Here is a 23,481-nt window from a genome sequence, read left to right as displayed (position 1 = left end):
ATTACGTATAAAATTTTTAATATCTGAATTTCTCTATATGCGGCTTTTTTTACAAAAAAAGAGACTTTCTATAATAGAAAGCCTCTTTTCTCTATTTTTCTACAGCAATTTCCTGCTTTTGAAACTTAGAAACTATATAACCAAATCCTATACCGATTATGCCTGGAACTAACCAACCAATTCCTACACTATATAATGGAATCTTATCTAAAATAGGTGCTAGCGCTGCAATTTGAAGGTTTGCATTGTGTAATCCATCAAAGAAACTTATTGCAAATGCTCCTACAATCCCGCCCACATACATCGCTAATGGAAGACGAACGTAGTTTTCAACAAGTGATAATACGATAAGTACGATTCCAATTGGATAAATTGCGATTAAGATTGGTAATGCTAATGCATTTAACTGAGTTAACCCAAGGTTTGCTACCATAAATGCTAATACACAGAAAATGAAAACGACTTTTTGATAAGAAAGCTTTGGTAATAAGGAAGAGAAGTAATCACCACAAGCTGCAACAATACCTACAGAAGTTGTTAAACATGCTGCTGTAATTGCGATCCCTAGTAATAAAGTTCCGTAGCTACCAAATAAATGATTCACGACATTTGTTAAAATAATTCCTCCGTTTGCGCCCATTCCAAGTGACACACTAGAAGCTCCAAGATAAGCAAGTGCTAAATACACAAGTAGTAGACCAAGCGCTGCAATAAATCCTGCAAAGATTGTTACTTTTGCAATACTGTTTTTATTTGTAATTCCTTTTTCTTTTAACGCATGAATTACAACATTTCCGAATACCAGTGCTGCAAGTCCATCTAAAGTTAAATATCCATCAATAAATCCTTTAAAGAGAGGAGCACTATACGCTTCTGTCGGTGCACCAAATTCTCCAATTGGTGTAATAAGTGCTTTACCTACGATAATTGCAATAACAGCTAATAATATTGGAGTTAGCACCTTACCAATACGACCCACTAATTTCGAAGGATTTAAAGCTAAATAGAAAGTGACTGCAAAGAAAATAAGTGTAAAGATAACAAGTGGATATGACTGACCAGCTATCTCACTTGGTAAAAACGGTGCAACACTCATCTCATAAGCTACTGTTCCTGTACGCGGCACACTTACGAATACGCCTAAACATAAATAAATTGCAGTGATAAAAACAAGTGCGAATATAGGATGTACACGTCCTGCTAGCTCATTAATATCTCCCTTTAAAGCTATAACAATTACTCCTAATAAAGGTAGTCCAACGCCTGTTACGATAAAACCAAACAGCGCGATCCATACGTCCGTTCCAGCACCTTGCCCTAACGCTGGTGGAAAAATCATATTACCTGCACCAAAAAACAGTGCAAATAACATTAAACTTATTGCAAACATCTCCGAAAACTTTAAAGATGATTTCATTTCTACTAACCTCCTAAAATAATAAATTAACAAAATATTCTGAATTAAAATCCGTCACATATCCTCTTTCAAGCATACTTCCCCGTAAAAGAACGCAAAAAACACCCGTCCCTAACAAAGGGACGAGTGTTGAAATCGTGGTTCCACCCTTATTCTAATAAAATGAATTCATAACGAAATAAGCTCATTTTATAGCTCGTGTAAATTGATAACGGTTTTATCCGCCAAGAATTACAATGCATCATGTATGCAGTTCACTCTTGAAGTTTAGAGGTGGTAAGCTTGTCTTTTCGTATTAGGAAGCTCACAGCCTAAGGCTTCCCTCTCTGAGAATCGTAAAATACAACTCATGTCCTCATCATTACTTTTATAAAATATCTTGTCGAAACTTGTTGTTTTTTATTATATGGGCTATTTTTTAAAAAATCAATAGTTTTATTTTTTCTGACAAAAAAATATAGGGAGAAAATTTTTCCTCCCTATAACTGCCCTATTAAAATTTCTAACTCTTCAGCTGTAACGCTCCGCCACTTTCCAACTTCAAGCTCATTTAGCTCTATATTCATAATGCGTACTCGCTTTAGCTTTATTACAGTAAATCCGAAAGCACGACTCATTCTACGAATTTGCCTGTTCATTCCTTGCGTTAAAACGATACGAAATGTTGATTGATCGACTCTTGTCACTTTGCACGGCTTCGTCATTCCATCTTTAATCTTTACACCGCTGGACATCTCATTAATAAACCAGTCCGTAAAAGGTTTATCGACTGTGACAACATATTCCTTCTCGTGCTCATGATCACCATGTAAAATTCGATTCGCAATGCCGCCGTCATTCGTTAATAAGATAAGTCCTTCCGATGCTTTATCTAATCGTCCAACTGGAAAGATTCGCTCTGGATAATTGATATAATCAATAATATTATCTTCAATATGATCAGCTGCTGTACAAGTAATTCCGACTGGTTTATGAAAGGCTATGTACACCTTTTCTTTCTCTTCTTTTACAATAACTTGCCCATCAATCGTTACAACATCACCATCGCTCACAAGTTCACCGTGCGTACATATTTCACCATTAATAGCCACGCGTCCAGCTTTAATGAGGCGATCTGTTTCACGTCTGGAGCATGATTTTGCTTCGCTTATGTATTGGTTGATTTTCATGTTCTATTCCTTTTCACATATATTAAAAGCGTCAATCTATGGCAATATAATTCTGCCACGATTGACGCTTTTTCACTTCGCAAAAACAACTAAATAAATAACCCCAATCACCAAAAATATTCCGCAACAAGCTAACAATACTTTTGCAAGTTTGTCCATAAACATATAATGGTTTCCCCTTTGTTTCGTTGTTTTCTATTTTAATTCGACAACTGTTACGCCTAGGCCTCCCTCGCCCATGTCACCGTAACGGAAGGTTTTTACACCGCGATGCTTCTTCAAGTAATCTTGTACACCTTGGCGAAGTGCTCCTGTCCCTTTACCGTGAATAATTGATACGCGAGGATAGCTTGCAAGCTGGGCATCGTCTAAGTATTTCTCAACGCGCGCCATTGCATTTTCAAATCGCTCACCACGAAGGTCAAGTTCTAATGAAACGTGATAGTCTCTACCTTTTACCGTTGCAACTGCTTTTTTCTCTGTTTGCTTCGGTGTGTTAATGTATTCCATGTTAGATTCTTTTACTTTCATCTTCAGAATACCGATTTGTACGCTCCACTCAGTATCGCTTACTTTTTCAAGTAATTGACCTTTTTGACCGAACGTTAATACTTTTACTTCATCACCTGCACGTAACTGTTGCTTCGGCGCAGTGTTTTTCACGTTTACTTTTTGTTTCTTAACAAGCTCTGGTGCTGCGCCTTCTAGACGGCTCTTCGCTTCAATTAACTCGTGATCTTTCACGTTTGCAAGCTGTGCTTTACGCAATTGACGAAGTTCTTGAATAATGCCTTCTGCTTCTTTCTTTGCAGCTTCGACTTTTTCTTCCCCTTCTTTTTGCGCTTTTAATAATCGTTCATCGCGATCTTCGTTAAATTCAATGATTTGACGTTGTAATTCACGATGAAGTTTTTCAGATTGTTTGCGAAGTGCTTCTGCTTCGTTCCAGTCACGCTCTGCGTTCTTCTGGCTTTCTTCTAACTTCGCAATCATATTTTCAATTTTATTCGTATCTGTACTAATGTGGTTGCGTGCTTGGTCAATAACGCGATCAGATAATCCAAGACGTTTCGAAATTTCAAAGGCATTACTACGGCCTGGTACACCGATTAATAATTTATAAGTTGGACTTAATGTATTTACATCAAACTCAACACTCGCATTAATAACTTGCTCACGGTTATATCCGTATGCTTTTAATTCTGGATAATGCGTCGTTGCAACAACGCGAGCACCGCGATTACATACTTCATCTAAAATCGAAATTGCTAGTGCAGCCCCTTCTTGTGGGTCTGTTCCAGCACCTAATTCATCGAATAAAACTAAGCTTTCAAAATCAGCTTTTTCTAAAATATCAACGATGTTCACCATATGTGAGGAGAACGTACTTAAACTTTGTTCAATCGATTGCTCATCACCGATATCAGCAAATATATTTTTAAACACACAAATCTCTGACTCATCCATTACTGGAATGTGAAGACCAGATTGCGCCATTAAAACACAAATACCAACTGTTTTCAGCGTAACTGTTTTACCACCTGTATTCGGTCCTGTAATAACAATTGTCGTGAAATCTTTACCTAACATAATGTTATTTGGCACAATAATTTCTGGATCGATTAGCGGATGGCGAGCTTGTCTTAAATCCATATAACGCTCGTTATTTACGATTGGTTTCGTTGCTTTAATTCGCTTTGCATAAAAAGCTTTCGCAAAAATGAAATCAAGATTCGCAACTACTTCTACGTTTGATAAAACGATATCGGCTTCTACTGCCACTTCTTCTGTTAACATCAATAAGATGCGTTCGACTTCTTGTTTCTCTTTCACACGAGCTTCTTGCAGTGCGTTATTTAATTCTACAATGACTTGCGGTTCAATAAATAACGTTTGTCCAGAAGCTGATTGATCGTGAACAATACCACCATATACGCCGCGGTATTCTTGTTTTACTGGGATTACGTAACGTTCGTTACGAATCGTTACAATCGAGTCAGACAGCATCTTTTGCGCATTTGAAGAGCGCGTCATATTTTCTAATTTTTCACGAATACGGCTTTCCGCAGTACGAATTTGAGTACGAATACCACGCAGTTTATCACTTGCGCTATCGACTACTTCACCGCCGTCACCGATACAATTTGTAATTTTCTTTTCTAAATCATATAAAGATACAATTTGAGCGACGTGAGTTTCTAAAATCGGAAGCTCGACACCGTTATCAGCCATATCTTCAATGAAACGTTTCATATTACGACTACCATACATCGTATTCGCAATATCAAGTAATTCATTTGGACTTAACATACTCCCAATTTTTGCACGCTTCACATTTGAGCGAATATCCGTAATACCACCTAATGGTGCACTACCTTTTAAACGAATAACTTTCGCTGCTTCATCCGTTGTATCTTGCATTTCTACAATTTCTTCAAAATCAGTGCTCGGCACTAAATGCTTCACTTTGTCACGGCCAAGTGAAGAGGCTGTATGTTCAAGTAATTGTTCTTTTACTTTATTGTATTCTAATACACGCAACGTTCTTTCTAACATGTTGCAGGTCCCCCTTGCGTTACTTATTACGTTTAATATAGTCTAATAAACGTTCAATATCCCATGTGTTAATCACGTTATCTTTTTGAATCCAACCTTTACGTGCTGCTGCTACACCTGTTTCCATATCTTCTAACATTTCAAGTGTATGAGCATCTGTATTAATCGCTACTTTTACACCAGCATCTTGTGCTTGTTTTAATAATTTCGCGCTTAAATCTAGACGGTTCGGATTCGCATTTAATTCTAAAACTGTATTTGTCTCTTTTGCGAGTTCAATTAATAAATCTGTATCTACATCATAACCCTCACGGCGCCCGAGAAGACGTCCTGTCGGATGAGCAATCATTGTGACATGTTTATTCTCAAGTGCAGTACGCAGACGCTTCATGATCGTTTCACGGTCTTGTGAGAAGCTAGAGTGAATCGCTCCAATGACATAGTCTAATTCTTCTAATACTTCATCATCAAAATCAAGCGAGGCATCTGGTAAAATGTCCATTTCAATTCCGCGTAAAATTGTAATGTCTGGATACTTTTCATTCATACGTTCAATTTCTTTCGCTTGCTCACGAAGACGCTCTTTCGTTAAACCATTCGCTACTTTTAAGTATTGCGAGTGATCAGTAATCGCCATAAACTTATATCCACGAGCACGGCACGCTTGTACCATTTCTTCAATAGAAAAAGCACCGTCACTCCAAGTTGTATGCATATGTAAATCACCTTGTATATCGGAAAACTGAATTAAGTTCGGATACTCTTTAATTAATTCAATTTCTTTTCCATCTTCACGCACTTCTGGCGGAATAAATGGTAGACCGAAATGAGCAAAGAAGTCTTCTTCAGTCTCAAATGTTTTCACTTCACCTGTTTCTAAGTTCTCTACACCGTACTCACTAATTTTCTCGCCTTTATCTTTTGCGATTTGACGCATTTTTACGTTATGGTCTTTTGATCCTGTGAAATGGTGAAGTGTTGTAATAAACTCTTCTGGTTTTACTAAGCGGAAATCGATTGAAATATCATATTCATATTGAAGACGAACAGAAACTTTCGTATCCCCACTTGCGATTACCTCAATCATATTATCGAATTGTAGTAAATGCTCACGTACCGCTGCTGGTTCTGTCGTTGCAATGATAAAATCTAAATCTTTCACTGTTTCACGAACACGGCGCAAACTACCAGCGCGAGAGAAACGAATTACTTCAGCAATATTCGACAATTTCTCCTCTATTTCCCCGGCAATAGGCAATACCATCGCAATTGGTAAACGCTCTGGACGAGAGCCTACTTGATCGATTGCTTCTAATATTTTCTCTTCTGTCTTCTTACCGAAACCAGCTAAAGCTTGTACTTTATTTTCCTCACAAGCAGCTTTTAACGTCTCCATATCAATAACGCCTAGCTCTTTATATAACTTAGCCACCTTTTTACCACCAAGACCTGGTAGTTTTAATAACGGCAATAAGCTACTCGGTACTTCTTTTTCAAGTTCTTGTAATACTTCAGATGTTCCCGATTCTATATATTCTTGAATAACGGCTGCTGTTCCTTTTCCGATGCCCGGAATCTTTGTGAAATCTTCAATCTCAGAAAGACTACGATCGTCACTTTCTAATGCTGCTGCCGCTTTACGAAATGCAGATATTTTAAATGGATTCGCACCCTTTAGTTCCATAAAAAGCCCGATTGTCTCTAATAATTTGATAACTTGTTTTTTATTTACTTTCATCATTACCCCGCCTTTCTTTCATAGAAAAAAACTTCTCTTTCCGAAAAAAGAGAAGTTATACTCTGCTACCTGTCTGCCATAGTTCCTTCACCTTTTCAGATAGAATCGGTGTATCGTCTACAATTATTTTGCTAATTGATGATTTTTGTAATGGTGTTTGTACTTGTTCAATCGGAAGAATGTTTCCAATGATAATTAAGACAAACAAAACAATATATACTTCTAAAAATCCGAGGATTGCCCCCGCAAACGCATTTACTTGCTTTAAAACCGGTATTTCTGCAAACATATTTAACAAATTACCAAGTAATGAAAGTGCTATTTTTGTAATAATAAACAATATGATAAACGCAAGCGCTTGATAAAATACTGTCTCAATATTATTTGCATCAATCCATTCTGGAACAGATACGTTTTTATCAAATGGATACGGAATAAATTTCGCAAGTGCTGGCGCTAAATCTTTACAGTACCAGTATGCAACAAGGTATGCGATAATAAAGCTTGTTAACTTTACAAGTTGCAGAATAAACCCTCTGCGTAAGCCGAGGAAAAATCCCATAACAAGCAGTAAAATGATAATAATATCAATCATGTTATTCCATTCCTTTTTTTGTCATACTTTCTTTCAATTTCTCATGTTCTTCTTTTAATTTTATGTAATCGTGTATGACGTTTACCGCCGTCAATACCGCTAGTCTACTCGTGTCAAGCGAAGGATTCTTGGCATTGAGTTCGCGCATTTTATCATCCACAATCGCTGCTACCATGCGGATATGACTTGTACTTTCATCGCCAACAACTGAATATTGCTGACCATAGATTTCTACATTAATTCGACTTTTCTTTCCCTTTTGTTGTGACAACTCACCGGCCTCCAATCACGTACAGAATCCTAAAGTTTATCATACCATGAACCTTCATAATATGGAAACAGAAAGAACAATCCGATATGATAAAAATAACAATATAAAAAAAGGGGCGACCATTATGTCAAATTCTATCGTAATTCAAACAAATTCTACAGTAATTGAAGACATGAAACAACAATATAAACATTCGCTTAGCCCGAAAATTCCACAAGGCGGAATCTTCATGGCAAAGGTGCCATCTTGCACGATTACAGCGTATAAATCTGGAAAAGTAATGTTCCAAGGAGGCCGCGCTGAAGCAGAAGCTTCTCGTTGGCAAACTGTCTCTCAAACACCAAAAACAGCTGTAAAAAAATCTGTCGATTCACACCGTTATGCGCCGCCTGCTTCCATCAGTACAATGTCTATTGTAGGGTCTGATGAAGTTGGTACTGGTGATTTCTTCGGACCAATGACAGTCGTTGCTGTATATGTGGATGCGAAGCAAATTCCACTACTAAAAGAACTTGGTGTAAAAGACTCTAAAAACTTAAATGACGATCAAATTACTGCCATTGCGAAACAACTTCTACACGTTGTTCCTTATAGCTCTCTTGTCCTTCATAACGAAAAATATAACGAGCTATTTGATAAAGGAAACAACCAAGGTAAGCTAAAAGCTTTACTACACAATAAAGCTATTACAAACTTATTAGCTAAAATGGCACCTACAAAACCTGAAGGCGTCTTAATCGACCAATTCACACAACCTGATACATACTACAAATATTTAGCAAAACAAAAACAGGTACAGCGTGAAAATGTTTATTTCGCTACGAAAGGTGAAAGCGTCCATTTAGCAGTAGCCGCTGCTTCTATTTTAGCTCGCTACTCATTCGTAAAACAGTTTGACGAACTAAGTAAAAAAGCTGGTATGCCACTTCCGAAAGGTGCTGGTAAACAAGTTGATATCGCTGCTGCTAAATTAATTCAAAAGCTTGGTAAAGAACGATTACCCGAGTTTGTGAAACTGCATTTCGCTAATACGGAGAAGGCGCTTCGCTTATTAAAATAGTATCGACAAAAACAGGAGCCTACAAACTCCTGTTTTTTGTTTCATCCTACTATTGTCCTTATAGTTTTGTTATAATTATAATATACAGATTATTCTAACATAGGAGGAGATCTACATTGCTACTTCTACAAATGATTCTAAATATTTTACTAGGCGATCCACACGAAAGACAGTTCGAAATTAGAGAAAACATTCAGCTACTAAGTGAACAACCAGCGTTCAACGATTTAATAGAGCGTTATGGTCGATCTTTCTTATTAAACTTTCGGATTCGAAGATTTATCGGGAAACACGATGCACGCTTGTTAATACATAATCCAGCAAAACTACAACACTTCTGTGAAGAACTTGAATGTATGATTAGAAAAAGGAGGTTTTTCATATGAACGCTGTAAAAGTTAAAAAGGTACTATATGCTTTCGTACACCTCGTAGGCCCACTTTCTTACCTCACTATTTCTATAATTTGGGGAGCTTTTTTCACTACTAAATCCACATTCGAAAATATATCTGATAATCTTGGCGTGATGGCCATCTATTACGTGTTCATAAGTTTACTGTGGTTTTTCTATTTAGATCGATTAGACAAAGACATAAATAAGATTACAAAAGAAATTAACGATAATAAGATGTAACACATAACAAAGGAGAGCCCTTAAGACTCTCCTTTGTTATGTTAGCTTCGTTTCTGCTTCTTATTTGATGAAGATACTTTATGAGAACCTGTTTCATGTGTCGTCGTTCCTTGTCCTTCAACTTCTGGAGAACCTAGGCCCGATCTTGAATGATCTTTTTTCACTTTTTTACTCATTTATATTCACCCCTTCGCGTTACTTTTTGCTACGAGGGAATAAACTATACAATATGTAAAATAAAAAGCGAGAGGAAATCCTCTCGCCTTTTTTCATATTTTAGAATTCAGAAGAACCTGGAGTTCTTGGGAATGGAATTACGTCACGGATGTTAGCCATACCAGTGATGTACATTAGGAAGCGCTCGAAACCTAGACCGAATCCAGCGTGTTTTGTACCGCCGTATTTTCTAAGTTCTAAGTACCACCAGTAGTCCTCTTCGTTCATACCTAATTCTTTAATTCTGTCTACTAAAACATCCATTCTTTCTTCACGTTGGCTTCCGCCGATTAATTCGCCGATGCCAGGAACTAGAAGGTCAGTAGCAGCTACTGTTTTACCGTCTTCATTTAAACGCATGTAGAATGCTTTAATGTCTTTCGGATAGTCAGTTACGAATACAGGGCGTTTGAAGATTTCTTCTGATAAGTATCTTTCGTGCTCTGTTTGTAAGTCGATTCCCCATTCTACTGGGTATTTGAAGTCAGCACCTGATTCTTGAAGCACTTTAATTGCTTCTGTATATGTGATGCGACCGAAGTCAGAGTTGATTACGTTGTTCATGCGCTCTAGAACTGTTTTATCAACGAAGCTGTTGAAGAATTCCATTTCTTCTGGTGCATGCTCTAATACGTATTTCATTGCATATTTCAGCATATCTTCTGTAAGGTTCATTACGTCACCTAGTTCAGCGAATGCAATCTCAGGCTCAACCATCCAGAACTCAGCAGCGTGACGAGTTGTGTTTGAGTTTTCTGCACGGAATGTAGGTCCGAATGTGTATACATCACGGAATGCTAATGCATAAGCTTCAGCGTTCAGCTGTCCACTTACTGTTAAGTTTGTTTCTTTACCGAAGAAGTCTTTTGACTCATCAACTTTTCCGTCTTCACCTTTTGGTAGGTTATTTAAATCTTGCGTTGTTACGCGGAACATTTCGCCAGCACCTTCTGTATCACTACCAGTGATGATTGGTGTGTGGACATGTACGAATCCACGCTCTTGGAAGAATTGGTGAATCGCAAATGCTGCGATAGAACGTACGCGGAACGTTGCAGAGAATGCATTTGTTCTTGGACGTAAGTGAGCGATTGTACGTAAGTATTCAAACGTATGACGCTTCTTTTGAAGTGGGTAATCAGAATCTGATAAGCCCTCGATATCAATTTTTTCTGCTTTAATTTCAAATGGTTGCTTCGCTCCCGGCGTTGCAATTACTTTACCTTCTACTTTAACTGAAGAGCTAAGTGGAAGTTTTGCAATTTCTTTGAAGTTCTCTAATTCTGTATCGAAAACGATTTGAACGCTTTTGAAGAAGCTACCGTCGTTTAATTCGATGAAACCAAATGCTTTTGAATCACGTAAGTTACGAATCCACCCTGATACTTGTACTGTTTGATCTGCATACTTTTCTGTATCTCTATACAGACTTTTTACTAATGTGTTTTCCATAGTGAAATTCTCCTTTGCTCATATATTTAAATACAAAAAAACCTTTCATCCATAAAGGGACGAAAGGTTAAACTTCGCGGTACCACCCAATTTGTCATAAAGACCAACTTTAACTCGTATGTAATACATACTTCCCGGTTTGTAACAGGCCGGATTCCCGTCTAAGTCTACTCTTGAATACAAAATTCAATTTCGGTTAGCAACTCCAAGGTGTTCTTCACATATACCGCCTCATCAGGCTCTCACCGTCCCTGACTCGCTTTGGATTATAGTATATACTACTTTTCCTTATCATCGTCTTTCATTTTGTTAAACTAAAATTAATGTACTACATTCGAGAGAAAGATGCAAGGTGTCGGAAAATATATGAGCGATTTTTGTAATATATCGACTTACCGACAGTGTCCGACAACCAATCCAATAAAAAAATTGCCGGAATGAATCCGGCAATTTTCTAATTACTTACGTAACTCCGCACCGAATTTCTCTTCTACCGTTGTTAGTACACGGTTATGTGCTTCTGTTACTTCTTCGTCTGTTAATGTACGTTCTGCATCGAAGTAAGTCATAGAGAATGCAAGTGATTTCTTGCCTTCTTCCATTTTTTCACCTTCGTATAAGTCGAATAGTGTTACGTCTTTCAGAAGTTCTCCGCCAGCTTCAGCAATGACTTGCTTCATTTCACCAGCTTTTGTTTCTTTTGTTACTACAACAGCCATGTCACGTGTCATAGATGGGAAACGTGGAATTGCTGAGTAGTAAGTTTCCTCAGCGTCTGCACCGAATACTTTTACAAGAGATAATTCAAATACGAATGTATTTTTCACATCTAATTGTTTTTCTGCTTCTGGGTGCAATTGACCGATGAAACCAATTACTTCGCCATCTAATACGATGTCAGCTGTACGGCCTGGGTGCATACCTTCACGTTTTGCTGGTGCATATGTGATTTGATTTGAAACGCCAAGCACGTCGAATAGTCCTTCTAGTACACCTTTCACAACGAAGAAGTCTACTACTTTCTTCTCACCTTGCCATGCATGGTGAAGAGCAAGACCTGTCATAACACCTGCAAGATGTTGTTCTTCTTTCGGAAGTTCTCCTTCTTCTGTCGGTAAGAAGATAGAACCTACTTCGTATAAAGCAACGCTGTCGTTTTTACGAGCGACATTGTATGAAACTGCTTCTAGTAATTGCGGTACTAAGCTTAAACGAAGTTGGCTACGTTCTTCACTCATTGGAAGTGCAAGACCTACAGGCGCCTTTTCGTTTGGCTCAACCATATATTGTTTCGCTTTGTCAGCGCTTGTTAATGAATACGTAATTGCTTCATATAAACCAGCACCCTCTAAGAAGCGGCGTACTTTACGACGTTTCGTTTGTGCTGATGTTAATTTACCACGAGTCATCGTTCCAGAAGGTAATGTAACTGGAATGTGGTCATAACCGTATAGACGGCCCACTTCTTCTACTAAGTCTTCTGAAATTGTAATATCAGGACGACGTGCTGGTACATTTACATGGAATGTTCCTTCTACTTCTGTAAATGGGAATTTCAAGTTTGTGAACATTGTACCCATTTCACTCGCAGAAATATTTGTACCTAATACACGGTTTACTTTTTCAGCAGTAACAGATACTGTACGCTCTTGTACTTGTAAGTTGTCAGCTTCTACTACACCTTCAAGTGCTTCACCGCCAGCATATTTCGCCATTAAAGCAGCTGCGTGTTGAATTGCTTCAAATGTACGTGTTGGATCGATTCCTTTTTCGAAACGTGCACTTGATTCACTACGAAGACCTAAGTCTTTTGATGTACGACGTACTGTTTGACCTGCAAAGTATGCAGACTCAATTAGAACGTTTACTGTCTCATTTGTAACTTCAGAATCCGCCCCGCCCATTACACCAGCAACAGCTAAAGCTTTCGTGCCGTTTGTAATTACAAGATGGTGGCTTTGTAATGTACGCTCTTGATCATCTAACGTTTCAATTTTTTCGCCTTCTTTTGCAAGACGAACAACGATTTCTTTTGAACCTAATTTATCGTAATCGAATGCATGTAACGGTTGACCGTATTCCATTAAAATGTAGTTTGTAATATCAACTACGTTGCTAATTGGACGAATGCCAGCTGCCATAAGACGAGTTTGCATCCACATTGGTGATGGACCAATCTTTACGTTTTTAACCATTTTTGCAATGTATAACGGGTTTTCTTCTTTCGCTTCTACACTTACAGAAATATAATCAGAAGTTTTTTCTGCTGTTTCTTGTAAGTCGATAGCTGGAAGTTTTACTTCGCGGCCATAAATAGCAGCTACTTCATATGCAACACCTAACATGTTTAGGCAATCTGCACGGTTTGGTGTTAAACCAAGCTCAAGTACTTCATCGTGTAAGTTTAAAATTTCAAGTGCATCTGCACCAACTTCAGCGTCACTTGGGAAGATGAAGATACCATCTGCATATTCTTTTGAAACTAACTTTCCATCAATGCCAAGCTCTTGAAGAGCACAAACCATACCGTGAGAAGCTTCACCACGTAGTTTTGCTTTTTTAATTTTGAAGTTACCAGGAAGTACAGCACCAACTTTTGCAACTGGTACTTTTAAACCTTTTGCAATGTTAGCAGCTCCACAAATAATTTGAACTGGCTCTTCTTCACCGATATCGATTAAGCATTTGCTTAATTTATCAGCTTCTGGGTGTTTTTCACATTCTAATACGTGACCAACTACAACACCTTTTACACCTTTATTTAATACTTCAACGCCTTCTACTTCAATACCACTTTTCGTGATTTTGTCTGCTAGTTCTTGTGCTGTTACATCTTTAATATCTACATACTCTTGTAACCAACGATATGATACGAACATATTTATCCTCTCCTTCCCTTACGCTCGTTTGAATTGTTGTAAGAAACGTACATCATTTGTATAGAAATGACGAATGTCATCTACTCCGTATTTCAACATTGCGATACGCTCTGCGCCCATACCGAATGCGAAACCTTGATATTCTTTTGAATCATAACCAGCCATTTCAAGTACGTTCGGGTGAACCATACCTGCGCCTAGAATTTCAATCCAGCCAGTTCCTTTACAAGTGCCGCAACCTTTGCCATGACACATCATACAAGAAATATCCATCTCTACAGATGGCTCTGTGAATGGGAAGAAACTTGGACGAAGACGGATTTCACGATCTTCACCGAACATCTTTTTCACGAATACTTGCAGTGTACCTTTTAAGTCACTCATACGAATGTTTTTATCAATTACAAGACCTTCAATTTGCATGAACTGATGTGAATGCGTCGCATCGTCGTCATCACGGCGATACACTTTACCAGGACAAATAATTTTGATTGGGCCTTTTTCTTTATTATTTTCCATCGTACGTGCTTGCACAGAAGATGTATGTGTACGTAGTAACGTTTCTTCTGTAATGTAGAATGTATCTTGCATATCACGCGCTGGGTGATCTTTCGGTAAGTTTAGTGCTTCGAAGTTGTAGTAGTCTTTTTCTACTTCTGTTCCTTCAGCTACTTCATAACCCATACCGATGAATACATCTTCAATTTGCTCAACAACAGCTGTTAACGGATGGTGACAACCTGTTTCAACAGGACGACCTGGCAGTGTAACATCGATTGTTTCAGTAGCTAATTTCGCTTCGATTACTGCTTTTTCTAAGTTACTAATTTTGTCATCTAAACGCGTTTGAATCGCTTCACGCACTTCATTTACTAATGCTCCCATACGTGGACGCTCTTCTGCTGACAATTTTCCCATGCCGCGTAATACTTCTGTAATTGGGCCTTTTTTTCCTAAATACGCTACGCGTACGTCGTTTAAGCCCTTTAGCTCTTTCGCTTCTTCAATAAGCTCTAACGCTTTTTGCTTTAGCTCTTTTAAACGTGCTTCCATTTTGGAACCCTCCTAATTTTAAAAATAAAAAAACCTCGCTCCCAAAAAGGGACGAGGTAAATTCGCGGTACCACCCTAAATTGACAGAACAAGTCTGCCCACTCATTAGTTATAACGATCAATTCTGACCGGAACGCCTTTACATATACATGGTCCTGGCGTCAACTCCAGAGGTGAATTCACTTCCGTCTACCATAAGAATGCTTTCAGTCTACGGCACTCTCTCCCTATATGGCGATTTTGTAAGTTACTCTTCTCTATCAACGTTTTTCGTTATTTAACTTTTAATATAATGTACTTCAACTTATTATAAGAAGTTTTTTATTTGTTCGCAACCGGGCTTTGCAAATAATACGTTAAAATCCCTGCTGCAACCGCAACATTTAATGATTCTGCCCCGCCGTAAATCGGAATATACAAGTTTTGATCCGTTTTTGCAAGAATTTCTTGGCGTACGCCATTTCCTTCATTTCCTACAATTAATGCAAAACTGCCAGCCGGCGTTACTTCACCATACGGAACTCCATTTTCAAGAGCTGTTCCATATACAGGAACGTTGTTTTCTTTTAACTTGTCTACCCATTCTTCTAAGTTCCCTTTTACAATTGGTAAGTGGAAAATAGAGCCTTGTGTAGAGCGGAGTACTTTACTATTGTAAACATCAACACAACCTTCTCCAAGCACAACGGCGTGAATACCAGCTGCATCAGCTGTACGAATAATTGTTCCTAAATTACCTGGGTCTTGCAGGCCATCTAATAAAAGGAATTTCCCATCAGTAAGAGCTACTTCTTTCTCATGCTTCTCACAAACAGCAAATACACCTTGTGTCGTTTCTGTTTCACGAAGTATTTTGACAATCGCCTCAGGTACAATATACATTTCCACATCATTAACTGTCCAATCTTTCGGAAGGTCTGTCTGATCTGAAACGATAAGTTCTGTTACAATTCCTGCCTTCAAAGCTTCCTCGACTAAGTGGAATCCTTCTACAAAAAATAAACCTTTTTTATCGCGTTCTTTTTTCGTTTGCAGCTTTTTCCACTGCTTTACACGCGGATTTTGTACTGAATCAATGTTTTTCATAATATGTATTTCCCTCTCTTCTTGTCTTATCATTATAGCCTATTTTTCATACATATTTACATAAAAAAGAACAAAAACTAACGTCAGTTTCAATTCTGAAGAAGAGGTGAAAGCAATGAGTTTTAATTTACGCGGTGCTGTATTAGCGAATGTATCTGGAAATTCACAAGATCAATTACAAGAAACAATTGTCGATGCAATTCAAAGCGGTGAAGAAAAAATGCTTCCAGGTCTTGGCGTTTTATTTGAAGTCATTTGGAAAAACGCTGATGAAAATGAAAAGCACGAAATGTTAGAAACACTAGAGCAAGGATTAAAAAAATAAGCAATTTGAAAATCACCTTTGCATAAGCTAAGGTGATTTTTTTGCAGAAATTTTTTTCTTCTCCTAAACATTTCTACTTTACTAACGAACTATGATGGAGTACAATGTTCAAAATACATTTAAACCGATCGATTTTTCTTCATATACACCATAAGATAAAAGGAGTGAATGTTTTATGCACCGTATTACGCTTGAACAAATTTTTAAACACCACATTACACAAAAATACGTAAACCGTTCTGGAATGGTCCACGCGATCGCTGTCGCTTACCATGCGTTTCACCTAGCCAAAAAGCATCACGCCTCAGTCGATGCTGCCACAAAAGCTGGCTTCCTTCATGATATCGGACATCATACGTGGTACACAGGCGGTGAATGGGATTATGACTTATATAAAAAGAATGATATACACGCAATTAAAGGTGCTGAAAGAGCACATAAATTACTTATTAGATTAGGAGAACATCCAAAACTAGCAAAAGAAATTTCTATTGCAATTCTTCTTCATACAGATTCTTTCTTAGTGGAACAAGAAATTGAAAGAACATCTCTTCAAAATATTATTAAATGGGCAGACGAAGCAGATGAAGAACCGGGCGGAGCGCATCATTATCGAACAATTTCTTATGAAAAAGCACTTAAAGCAATTCAGCAATTAGATCGATTGGTAGAGCGTGAATTGCAAATAGAGCAAGCAAAATTGAATAACAAGACAGAACATAGTTATCAATAAGAAAGAGGCATCACTACAGGGTGATACCTCTTTTATTATTTTATGGAAAATACACCTTTATATGTAATATTTAAATATTACGCCTGAAAACAAAATGCCTTATAATTAAATATACAAATATAAAGAGGTGATTCTACATATGCAACCCGCTACACAACTTTCTAATGAACAGAAATACTCTATGTCATGGGGACAATTTATTAGCTCCGTTGTATTCGCTTTTTTCGGAACCGGACTTATTACTGTGTTCCTCGCAATGCCCTTAACAATTTATACAGCCGGTCTTACAGATAAAAAACAAATTGCCCTGTATGAATCTATCGTAAATACTGCAAGTATTGTATTACAGCTAGCCGTGTTGTTATTCTTCATTTTTAAATTCGAACCCGCAAAAAAATTACTACTACAATCATTTAACTTTAAAGCACTGAGAGAATGGCGTACATACGTATACTTACTTCTTTTCTTCGCTATAAACATTTTACTCAATTACATCTTGTTAAATTATGTGTTCCAAGACGCAACAAAGCAGCAATCTTCCGCACTAAACTTAGATGTCTTTAAGCAGTATCAAATATTATTACTTCTCGGCTTTGCAATACTCACACCAATTTTTGAAGAGCTTATTTTCCGTGGCTTTATACTTCGCTTTTTCTCAGAACGCTTTCCATTTTGGATTGCAGCGATTATAACAAGCTTCTTCTTCGGTATCGCTCATACATACTCACTTGGCGTAATGGTCATTACTTTCTTCATGGGATTATTAATGGCTATTTTATGTAAAAAAACAAAATCCATTATTCCAGCTATGTTATTTCATATTATGAATAATTTGTTGGCATTCTTGAATTAGAAAGAGGTATCCTCACGATACCTCTTTTATTAATTCGTATGATCACTTCTCATCTCTATCAATTTATACATATTTATTAATAATATCCAAAATAAACCTCATGTAGTAAAATATAACTTAATTCATATAAAGGAGTTTACATATGTCCAGTGTTATTTGGATGCTTTTCACGCCACTTCTCTTACTATGCGGGATTGCTGGTGGTATTTTTTTTAATAGTAACAGGAATTAAATATCGGAAATTACTCGTTGGTTTAATGGGGCTACTTAGCCTATCCTTTGTCACACTACCTTTTGTTTTTTTAAGTATAGGAATTAATATGGATACAATCTTCCCCATTCCAACTGCTCTTTACTGGACCCTATTTTCTTTAACTGGATTATTAGCAGGGATAAGTGGATTCCAAGCAAAAATTAAAAGTATACGTAATATGGGATTCATTATTTTTACCATTGGAATATTAGGGGTTATCTTCTGGGTACTCATGTCTGTAAGTGATTGATTCTATATATAACTTTTTTCGAAACCCACAAATCGGAGGTAATACAGAAATGTTCGGAATATTAATTTGGATGATTTTAGCTCTTACTTTAATGGTATGCGAATTCATCGTCGGCATTTTTTTAATTATTGCTGGTATGAAATGTCGTAAATCATTTACTATTATAGCTGGTTTCATTAGCATATCTCTTATCGTTTTTCCTATCATTTGTATAGGTTATGGAATAGACTTAGAGGGGATGATTCCAATTTCAGGAACTTTATATTGGGGTCTCTTCTCTTTAGCTGGACTATTAGCTATTATAAGCGGCAGACAAATATCAAGTATTCGTGCTATGGGAACAATTTTGTTTATAACAGGGCTGTGCTCCGTAGCTGGTTACCAGCTTTTATATTTAACTGCATAAAGAACACAAAAAAGCAGGGAATTTAATTCCCTGCTTTTCTATTTGGTTTATTGCCTGATGGTAAGAAGAACGATAACACCCAAGCAATCCCTGCGAGTATCGTTGCAATTAAGAAGGCATCGTTAATACCATTAATTGCAGATAGCTTTGAAATTTGTCCATATAATAGTTGTGTGCTCATCGCGTCTCCTGCTTGAGCTGATCCAGCTAAGGCCGCTAAACTTTGCCCCATGCCGTGTATTTTATCAACTAAAATTGGGTTTGATGTTGTTAACATGTTGCCGTAATCTGCTACGTGAGCAGTCGTTTGTTGCGTCATAAGTGTAATTAAAATCGCTGTTCCGATTGAACCCGCTACTTGTCTTGACGTATTTTGCGTTGCTGTACCGTGAGAAATTAATTTCATCGGCAGCGCGTTCATACCAGCCGTCATAATTGGCATCATAATGAATGACATACCAATTGAACGTATAATATAATCCGTCATAATAACGCTATACGGTGTATCCATCGATAATTTTGTAAATTCATATGTCGCATACGTCGTAATTGCCAATCCAATTATCGCTAATGGACGAATGCCATATTTATCGAATAATTTACCCGCTACTGGTCCCATGATCCCCATAATTAATGATCCTGGAAGAAGTAGTAAACCAGATTCAATTGGCGTAAAGCCACGAATGTTTTGCAGATATACTGGAAGCAATAACATACCTCCGAATAATGCCATCGTAACGATTGCGTTAATTACTAAAGTGAAAGTAAATACTGGATATTTAAATACTTGTAAATCAAGCATTTTATTGTCCGTTGTTAACTCTCTCCAAATAAATAACGCTAAACCAATTACACCAATGATAAGTGAAATAACAACTTCTGCACTAGTCCAACTATTATTTCCAGCTTCACTAAATCCGTACAATAAGCTTCCTAGTCCAATACTTGAACTAACCACACCGAATATATCTAATTTCGTTTTAGACACTGGCTGAGCTAGTGTAAAGAATTTTAAAGATAGGAACGTAATAATTAAACCGATAATAAACATCGCATAGAACATTAAGTTCCAGCTGTAATTTTCAATTACCCAACCTGTTACAGTTGGTCCGATAGCTGGAGCTAAAATCATCGCTACACCTAGTAACCCCATCGCTGCTCCGCGCTTATGAGGCGGGAATAATGTCATGAAGATATTCATACCAACCGGCATTAAAATACCCGCACCAACCGCTTGAATAACACGGCCCGTCATCATCATCGTAAAGTTTCCGGAAGTAGCACAAATGATAGATCCTACCGTGAAGAATAACATTGCTGCTACGAATAATTTACGATACGTAAATCGTGAAACTAAAAATGCACTAATCGGTACTAAAATACCATTTACAAGCATGAAGCCTGTAATTAACCATTGTGCTGTTGAAGTTGATACGTTAAATTCATTCATTAACGGAGGTAATGCAACGTTAATAATTGTTTGGTTTAAAATAGAAACGAACATGCCGAGAATTAATACAGCTACAACTGCTTTTACGTTCACATTCTCTACAGGCGTAGACATTTGTTTTTTCGGCACTTCTTTTTCTTGTTTTACTTCTTCTTGCTTTCCTGTTTCTAACTCAACTACATTAGAAATTTCCGATTCTTGCTTTCGTTCAATTTCTTTCTCTTCTGTTTCAACTTTACTTATTTCTATTTTACTTACGGCTGGGACTTGTTCTTCTCCCATTTTCGTTTTTTTCTTTCGTAAAAGACGATTTACAAGGAAGAAGACGATTATACAAAATAGTGCATATCCTGCAATTACAATTGAGGACATCTCATCTCCCCCTTACTTATGAATACGAACTGTCACATTCATGCCAGGAACAATATTTACTGATTTGCTATGATCTAAAGAAATTTTAACTGGTACTACTTGTGTTACTTTCGTATAGTTCGCTGTTGCGTTGCTTGATGGCAACATAGAGAATGTATTCGCTGTTGTTAAGCCAACTTGTTCTACTTTTCCTGTTAACGTTGTATCTGGGTATGCATCTACATACACATCTACATCTTGACCTTTTTGAACATCATCAACATCTGTTTCTTCAATGTTTGCTGTTACCCATAAATTGTTCATATCGAATGCGTAAGCAATCGGGCTACCAGCTCCAACGAAAGCATTTGTTGTTGCGTTTGATTGTACAACCGTTGCATTTTGTGGAATTGTTACATCTACTGTTTGTTCTCCATTAGCTGCCGCTACAGTAACAGTACCTAGTTTATCGTTCTCATTATAATTTTTTCCTACTTCAGCTTTCCAGTCAGTTAGTTTACCTGCTACTGGTGAAGCAACCGGAATTACCTTCCCATCAATCTTTGCATTGTCTGTTTTTAAGTAATTTTCCGTTTGGTTGTAATAGTAATAACCGCCAATACCGCCGCCAACTAGTACAATTAATGTGATAATGTTGATAATTACCATTCTTCGAAACTGATTCATTGCATTCCTCTCCTTATATCGCATATAATTTTTTTCTAAACTATTTATGTCCTTATTGTTTAGATTGTTTAATTGTTAATTATATTAACCTTTTAACAAAAAAATCACACCATCTGCAGCGTAAATCGAAATTTATCTACCTGCGAGCGGTGCTGATTTCTGAAGGACTATCGTTTATAATTATAAATAATTATTTTGAATCTACAACCGACAATTTACGTATGAAATGTTGCTTAAACAACAATATAATACCAATATGTTGTTTAAGTATAGAAAATTAAACGAGGAGAAGAAAAATGTCTATTAAAAATACAAATGATCCACGTGTAAAGCGAACGAGACAACTCATTCAGGATGCTTTTGTCGCTTTAGTAGGCGAAAAAGGCTTTGAAAATGTAACTGTGCAACATATCGCAGAACGCGCTCCTGTAAATCGCGCTACATTTTATAGCCATTACCATGATAAATATGACCTATTAGACAAAAGTATTGAAGAAATGTTAGAGAAGCTAGCAGAAGTAATTAAACCGAAAAATAGAAATAAAGAAGATTTTCAACTTACATTTGATTCACCTCACCCTACATTTTTGGCTTTATTCGAACATATCGCAGAAAATGTAAACTTTTATAACGTTATGCTTGGGGATAAAGCTGCCGGAAACTACTCTTATAAAATGATGAAAACAATACAAGTGCATTTAACATTAAGCTTGTCTATTTCACAACCAGATGATGAAGATCTTATGGTTCCTCGTGATATTTTGATTAGTTATGTGACAGGGGCTCACATCGGAATGATTATGTCATGGTTAAAAAGAGGAATGATATATACTCCGCATTTTATGGCGATGCAATTAACTCGTTTAATTATTTTAGGCGCTCATACTGCAGCAGGATTAGAACGGCCTTTTTAAAACATAAAAAAGCGAAGGAGAATCTCCTTCGCTTTTTCTATTAATTAAATGTAATGTTATGTACAGCCTCTTTATCAAGACGTTTAATAACTTCTACAATTAACTTTACTGCATTTTCATAATCATCACGGTGTAACATTGCCGCATGAGAATGGATATAGCGCGTTGCAATTGTAATTGCCATAGAAGGAATACCATTTACAGCAATGTGAATCGCACCCGCATCCGTTCCTCCGCCCGCTACTGAATCATATTGATACGGGATTTGTAATTCATCAGCAACATCAACTACGAAATCACGTAAACCTGTATGTCCAATAACAGAAGCATCATATAAAATGATTTGTGGTCCATCGCCCATTTTACTTTGCGCTTCTTTTGACGTTACACCCGGTGTATCTCCAGCGATACCAACATCTACTGCGAACGCGATATCTGGTTTAATATAATTCGCAGATGTTTTTGCGCCACGAAGACCAACTTCTTCTTGTACAGTTCCAACGCCGTATACAACGTTTGGATGCTTTTCATCTTTTAATTGTTTTAATACGTCAATTGCAATTGCACAACCGATTCGGTTATCCCATGCTTTTGCAAGTAACATTTTTTCATTCTTCATCACTTGGAATTCAAAGTAAGGTACAACTTGATCTCCTGGTCGTACGCCCCACTCCATTGCTTCTTCTTGGCTAGAAGCACCGATATCGATGAACATGTCTTTAATTTCAACTGGCTTTTTACGAGCTTCTGGAGGTAAAATGTGCGGTGGTTTTGAACCAATTACACCTGTTACATCTCCTTTACGCGTTACAATCGTCACGCGTTGCGCAAGCATAACTTGTGACCACCAGCCACCAACCGTTTGGAAGCGAAGGAAACCTTTGTCATCGATTTGTGTAATCATAAATCCAACTTCATCCAAATGACCTGCAACCATAATTTTCGGGCCGTTTTCTTCCCCTACTTTTTTTGCAACTAAACTCCCTAAGTTATCAGTAGAAAGTTCGTCCGCAAACGGCTCGATATATTTCTTCATTACTTCACGTGGTTCACGTTCGTTACCAGCAATACCACGTGCATCCGTTAATTCTTTTAGCATTGTCAATGTCGCGTCTAATTTTGTCATTGCCAAC

Annotated in this window: 22 protein-coding genes, 1 pseudogene and 3 other annotated features; of the genes and pseudogenes, 9 read left to right on the top strand and 14 right to left on the bottom strand. The window is 37.3% G+C overall.

Annotated features, from left to right (window positions below):
* Positions 1 to 91: 91 nt before the first annotated feature.
* From brnQ6 to zapA, 6 genes are all read right to left on the bottom strand, one after another.
* Positions 92 to 1,417 carry a branched-chain amino acid transport system II carrier protein BrnQ6 gene (brnQ6, locus tag ACK1U5_RS16870; protein WP_000842650.1) on the bottom strand — a complete coding sequence of 442 codons (1,326 nt, stop codon included), beginning with the start codon at positions 1,415 to 1,417 and terminating at the stop codon, positions 92 to 94.
* A 115-nt stretch (positions 1,418 to 1,532) separates the two neighbouring features.
* Positions 1,533 to 1,788, bottom strand: a binding site (T-box leader).
* Between the two features lie 108 nt (positions 1,789 to 1,896).
* A complete protein-coding gene (locus ACK1U5_RS16865; RefSeq protein WP_088070124.1) occupies positions 1,897 to 2,586 on the bottom strand; it encodes a 23S rRNA pseudouridine(2604) synthase RluF in 690 nt (229 codons plus the stop codon).
* 195 nt (positions 2,587 to 2,781) lie between these two features.
* Positions 2,782 to 5,142, bottom strand: coding sequence for an endonuclease MutS2 (locus tag ACK1U5_RS16860; protein ID WP_000893716.1), 2,361 nt, complete (start codon positions 5,140 to 5,142; stop codon positions 2,782 to 2,784).
* A gap of 19 nt (positions 5,143 to 5,161) precedes the next feature.
* Positions 5,162 to 6,880 carry a DNA polymerase/3'-5' exonuclease PolX gene (gene polX / locus ACK1U5_RS16855; protein WP_000867517.1) on the bottom strand — a complete coding sequence of 573 codons (1,719 nt, stop codon included), beginning with the start codon at positions 6,878 to 6,880 and terminating at the stop codon, positions 5,162 to 5,164.
* A gap of 55 nt (positions 6,881 to 6,935) precedes the next feature.
* Complete coding sequence (locus ACK1U5_RS16850; RefSeq protein ID WP_000565412.1) at positions 6,936 to 7,475, bottom strand: CvpA family protein; 540 nt, start codon at positions 7,473 to 7,475, stop codon at positions 6,936 to 6,938.
* 1 nt (position 7,476) lies between these two features.
* Positions 7,477 to 7,746 (bottom strand): cell division protein ZapA, encoded by a 270-nt coding sequence (gene zapA / locus ACK1U5_RS16845; RefSeq protein WP_000082701.1) that lies wholly within the window; start codon positions 7,744 to 7,746, stop codon positions 7,477 to 7,479.
* A 124-nt stretch (positions 7,747 to 7,870) separates the two neighbouring features.
* Here zapA and rnhC point away from each other — a divergent pair, with 124 nt between their 5' ends.
* From rnhC to ACK1U5_RS16830, 3 genes are all read left to right on the top strand, one after another.
* Positions 7,871 to 8,806: a ribonuclease HIII gene (gene rnhC, locus ACK1U5_RS16840; RefSeq protein WP_000071574.1), complete on the top strand. Its 936-nt coding sequence runs from the start codon at positions 7,871 to 7,873 to the stop codon at positions 8,804 to 8,806.
* Between the two features lie 116 nt (positions 8,807 to 8,922).
* The gene (locus ACK1U5_RS16835; RefSeq protein WP_000925537.1) at positions 8,923 to 9,192 is read left to right on the top strand and encodes a hypothetical protein; all 270 of its coding nucleotides are present in this window, start codon (positions 8,923 to 8,925) and stop codon (positions 9,190 to 9,192) included.
* On the top strand, positions 9,189 to 9,440 hold the full coding sequence (locus ACK1U5_RS16830; RefSeq protein WP_000994758.1) for a hypothetical protein: 252 nt from the start codon (positions 9,189 to 9,191) through the stop codon (positions 9,438 to 9,440). The genes ACK1U5_RS16835 and ACK1U5_RS16830 overlap by 4 nt, the downstream gene beginning before the upstream one ends.
* Positions 9,441 to 9,481: 41 nt before the next feature.
* Here ACK1U5_RS16830 and ACK1U5_RS16825 read toward each other — a convergent pair whose 3' ends face one another.
* From ACK1U5_RS16825 to ACK1U5_RS16805, 5 genes are all read right to left on the bottom strand, one after another.
* A complete protein-coding gene (locus ACK1U5_RS16825) occupies positions 9,482 to 9,616 on the bottom strand; it encodes a YuzL family protein (protein WP_000039590.1) in 135 nt (44 codons plus the stop codon).
* Positions 9,617 to 9,716: 100 nt separating this feature from the next.
* Complete coding sequence (gene asnS / locus ACK1U5_RS16820; protein WP_000432177.1) at positions 9,717 to 11,108, bottom strand: asparagine--tRNA ligase; 1,392 nt, start codon at positions 11,106 to 11,108, stop codon at positions 9,717 to 9,719.
* Positions 11,109 to 11,160: 52 nt separating this feature from the next.
* Positions 11,161 to 11,412: a binding site (T-box leader), on the bottom strand.
* A gap of 154 nt (positions 11,413 to 11,566) precedes the next feature.
* On the bottom strand, positions 11,567 to 13,987 hold the full coding sequence (gene pheT, locus ACK1U5_RS16815) for a phenylalanine--tRNA ligase subunit beta (RefSeq protein WP_000498191.1): 2,421 nt from the start codon (positions 13,985 to 13,987) through the stop codon (positions 11,567 to 11,569).
* Positions 13,988 to 14,005: 18 nt separating this feature from the next.
* Entirely contained in the window at positions 14,006 to 15,040 is a 1,035-nt protein-coding gene (pheS, locus tag ACK1U5_RS16810) for a phenylalanine--tRNA ligase subunit alpha (RefSeq protein WP_000388219.1), read from the bottom strand.
* Positions 15,041 to 15,084: 44 nt separating this feature from the next.
* Positions 15,085 to 15,313 (bottom strand) — a binding site (T-box leader).
* A 48-nt stretch (positions 15,314 to 15,361) separates the two neighbouring features.
* Positions 15,362 to 16,159 (bottom strand): TrmH family RNA methyltransferase, encoded by a 798-nt coding sequence (locus ACK1U5_RS16805; RefSeq protein WP_001986644.1) that lies wholly within the window; start codon positions 16,157 to 16,159, stop codon positions 15,362 to 15,364.
* A gap of 82 nt (positions 16,160 to 16,241) precedes the next feature.
* Here ACK1U5_RS16805 and sspI point away from each other — a divergent pair, with 82 nt between their 5' ends.
* From sspI to ACK1U5_RS16780, 5 genes and pseudogenes are all read left to right on the top strand, one after another.
* The gene (gene sspI / locus ACK1U5_RS16800; protein ID WP_000009509.1) at positions 16,242 to 16,451 is read left to right on the top strand and encodes a small acid-soluble spore protein SspI; all 210 of its coding nucleotides are present in this window, start codon (positions 16,242 to 16,244) and stop codon (positions 16,449 to 16,451) included.
* A 175-nt stretch (positions 16,452 to 16,626) separates the two neighbouring features.
* Positions 16,627 to 17,184: an HD domain-containing protein gene (locus tag ACK1U5_RS16795; protein ID WP_000554786.1), complete on the top strand. Its 558-nt coding sequence runs from the start codon at positions 16,627 to 16,629 to the stop codon at positions 17,182 to 17,184.
* 139 nt (positions 17,185 to 17,323) lie between these two features.
* On the top strand, positions 17,324 to 18,037 hold the full coding sequence (locus tag ACK1U5_RS16790; protein ID WP_001182122.1) for a CPBP family intramembrane glutamic endopeptidase: 714 nt from the start codon (positions 17,324 to 17,326) through the stop codon (positions 18,035 to 18,037).
* A 142-nt stretch (positions 18,038 to 18,179) separates the two neighbouring features.
* Positions 18,180 to 18,540: pseudogene (locus tag ACK1U5_RS16785) on the top strand (DNA-binding protein).
* Positions 18,541 to 18,589: 49 nt separating this feature from the next.
* A complete protein-coding gene (locus tag ACK1U5_RS16780) occupies positions 18,590 to 18,946 on the top strand; it encodes an ammonia permease (RefSeq protein WP_113710835.1) in 357 nt (118 codons plus the stop codon).
* A 22-nt stretch (positions 18,947 to 18,968) separates the two neighbouring features.
* Here the strand turns inward: ACK1U5_RS16780 and ACK1U5_RS16775 are convergent, their stop codons facing one another.
* Both ACK1U5_RS16775 and ACK1U5_RS16770 read right to left on the bottom strand, forming a co-directional pair.
* Positions 18,969 to 20,768 (bottom strand): DHA2 family efflux MFS transporter permease subunit, encoded by a 1,800-nt coding sequence (locus ACK1U5_RS16775; RefSeq protein WP_000095271.1) that lies wholly within the window; start codon positions 20,766 to 20,768, stop codon positions 18,969 to 18,971.
* A 12-nt stretch (positions 20,769 to 20,780) separates the two neighbouring features.
* The gene (locus ACK1U5_RS16770; RefSeq protein ID WP_001071419.1) at positions 20,781 to 21,434 is read right to left on the bottom strand and encodes an HlyD family secretion protein; all 654 of its coding nucleotides are present in this window, start codon (positions 21,432 to 21,434) and stop codon (positions 20,781 to 20,783) included.
* A gap of 296 nt (positions 21,435 to 21,730) precedes the next feature.
* Between ACK1U5_RS16770 and ACK1U5_RS16765 the strand changes: the two genes are divergently transcribed.
* Positions 21,731 to 22,348, top strand: a complete 618-nt coding sequence (locus ACK1U5_RS16765) for a TetR/AcrR family transcriptional regulator (RefSeq protein ID WP_000023661.1) — start codon at positions 21,731 to 21,733, stop codon at positions 22,346 to 22,348.
* Positions 22,349 to 22,388: 40 nt separating this feature from the next.
* Here the strand turns inward: ACK1U5_RS16765 and ACK1U5_RS16760 are convergent, their stop codons facing one another.
* On the bottom strand, positions 22,389 to 23,474 hold the full coding sequence (locus ACK1U5_RS16760) for a M42 family metallopeptidase (protein ID WP_000163555.1): 1,086 nt from the start codon (positions 23,472 to 23,474) through the stop codon (positions 22,389 to 22,391).
* Positions 23,475 to 23,481: the final 7 nt, after the last annotated feature.

The sequence above is a fragment of the Bacillus sp. XB1 genome (assembly GCF_053557995.1).
The sequence above is the reverse complement of the archived record's forward strand: the minus strand, read 5'-3'. Positions and strand labels throughout refer to the sequence as shown.

Excerpts from the sequence above, each read along its gene's own strand:
- brnQ6 (WP_000842650.1), bottom strand. The coding sequence starts at position 1,417 with ATGAAATCATCTTTAAAGTTTTCGGAGATGTTTGCAATAAGTTTAATG.
- ACK1U5_RS16865 (WP_088070124.1), bottom strand. The coding sequence starts at position 2,586 with ATGAAAATCAACCAATACATAAGCGAAGCAAAATCATGCTCCAGACGT.
- ACK1U5_RS16860 (WP_000893716.1), bottom strand. The coding sequence starts at position 5,142 with ATGTTAGAAAGAACGTTGCGTGTATTAGAATACAATAAAGTAAAAGAA.
- polX (WP_000867517.1), bottom strand. The coding sequence starts at position 6,880 with ATGAAAGTAAATAAAAAACAAGTTATCAAATTATTAGAGACAATCGGG.
- ACK1U5_RS16850 (WP_000565412.1), bottom strand. The coding sequence starts at position 7,475 with ATGATTGATATTATTATCATTTTACTGCTTGTTATGGGATTTTTCCTC.
- rnhC (WP_000071574.1), top strand. The coding sequence starts at position 7,871 with ATGTCAAATTCTATCGTAATTCAAACAAATTCTACAGTAATTGAAGAC.
- ACK1U5_RS16830 (WP_000994758.1), top strand. The coding sequence starts at position 9,189 with ATGAACGCTGTAAAAGTTAAAAAGGTACTATATGCTTTCGTACACCTC.
- ACK1U5_RS16825 (WP_000039590.1), bottom strand. The coding sequence starts at position 9,616 with ATGAGTAAAAAAGTGAAAAAAGATCATTCAAGATCGGGCCTAGGTTCT.
- asnS (WP_000432177.1), bottom strand. The coding sequence starts at position 11,108 with ATGGAAAACACATTAGTAAAAAGTCTGTATAGAGATACAGAAAAGTAT.
- pheT (WP_000498191.1), bottom strand. The coding sequence starts at position 13,987 with ATGTTCGTATCATATCGTTGGTTACAAGAGTATGTAGATATTAAAGAT.
- pheS (WP_000388219.1), bottom strand. The coding sequence starts at position 15,040 with ATGGAAGCACGTTTAAAAGAGCTAAAGCAAAAAGCGTTAGAGCTTATT.
- ACK1U5_RS16805 (WP_001986644.1), bottom strand. The coding sequence starts at position 16,159 with ATGATAAGACAAGAAGAGAGGGAAATACATATTATGAAAAACATTGAT.
- sspI (WP_000009509.1), top strand. The coding sequence starts at position 16,242 with ATGAGTTTTAATTTACGCGGTGCTGTATTAGCGAATGTATCTGGAAAT.
- ACK1U5_RS16795 (WP_000554786.1), top strand. The coding sequence starts at position 16,627 with ATGCACCGTATTACGCTTGAACAAATTTTTAAACACCACATTACACAA.
- ACK1U5_RS16790 (WP_001182122.1), top strand. The coding sequence starts at position 17,324 with ATGCAACCCGCTACACAACTTTCTAATGAACAGAAATACTCTATGTCA.
- ACK1U5_RS16780 (WP_113710835.1), top strand. The coding sequence starts at position 18,590 with ATGTTCGGAATATTAATTTGGATGATTTTAGCTCTTACTTTAATGGTA.
- ACK1U5_RS16775 (WP_000095271.1), bottom strand. The coding sequence starts at position 20,768 with ATGTCCTCAATTGTAATTGCAGGATATGCACTATTTTGTATAATCGTC.
- ACK1U5_RS16770 (WP_001071419.1), bottom strand. The coding sequence starts at position 21,434 with ATGAATCAGTTTCGAAGAATGGTAATTATCAACATTATCACATTAATT.
- ACK1U5_RS16765 (WP_000023661.1), top strand. The coding sequence starts at position 21,731 with ATGTCTATTAAAAATACAAATGATCCACGTGTAAAGCGAACGAGACAA.
- ACK1U5_RS16760 (WP_000163555.1), bottom strand. The coding sequence starts at position 23,474 with ATGACAAAATTAGACGCGACATTGACAATGCTAAAAGAATTAACGGAT.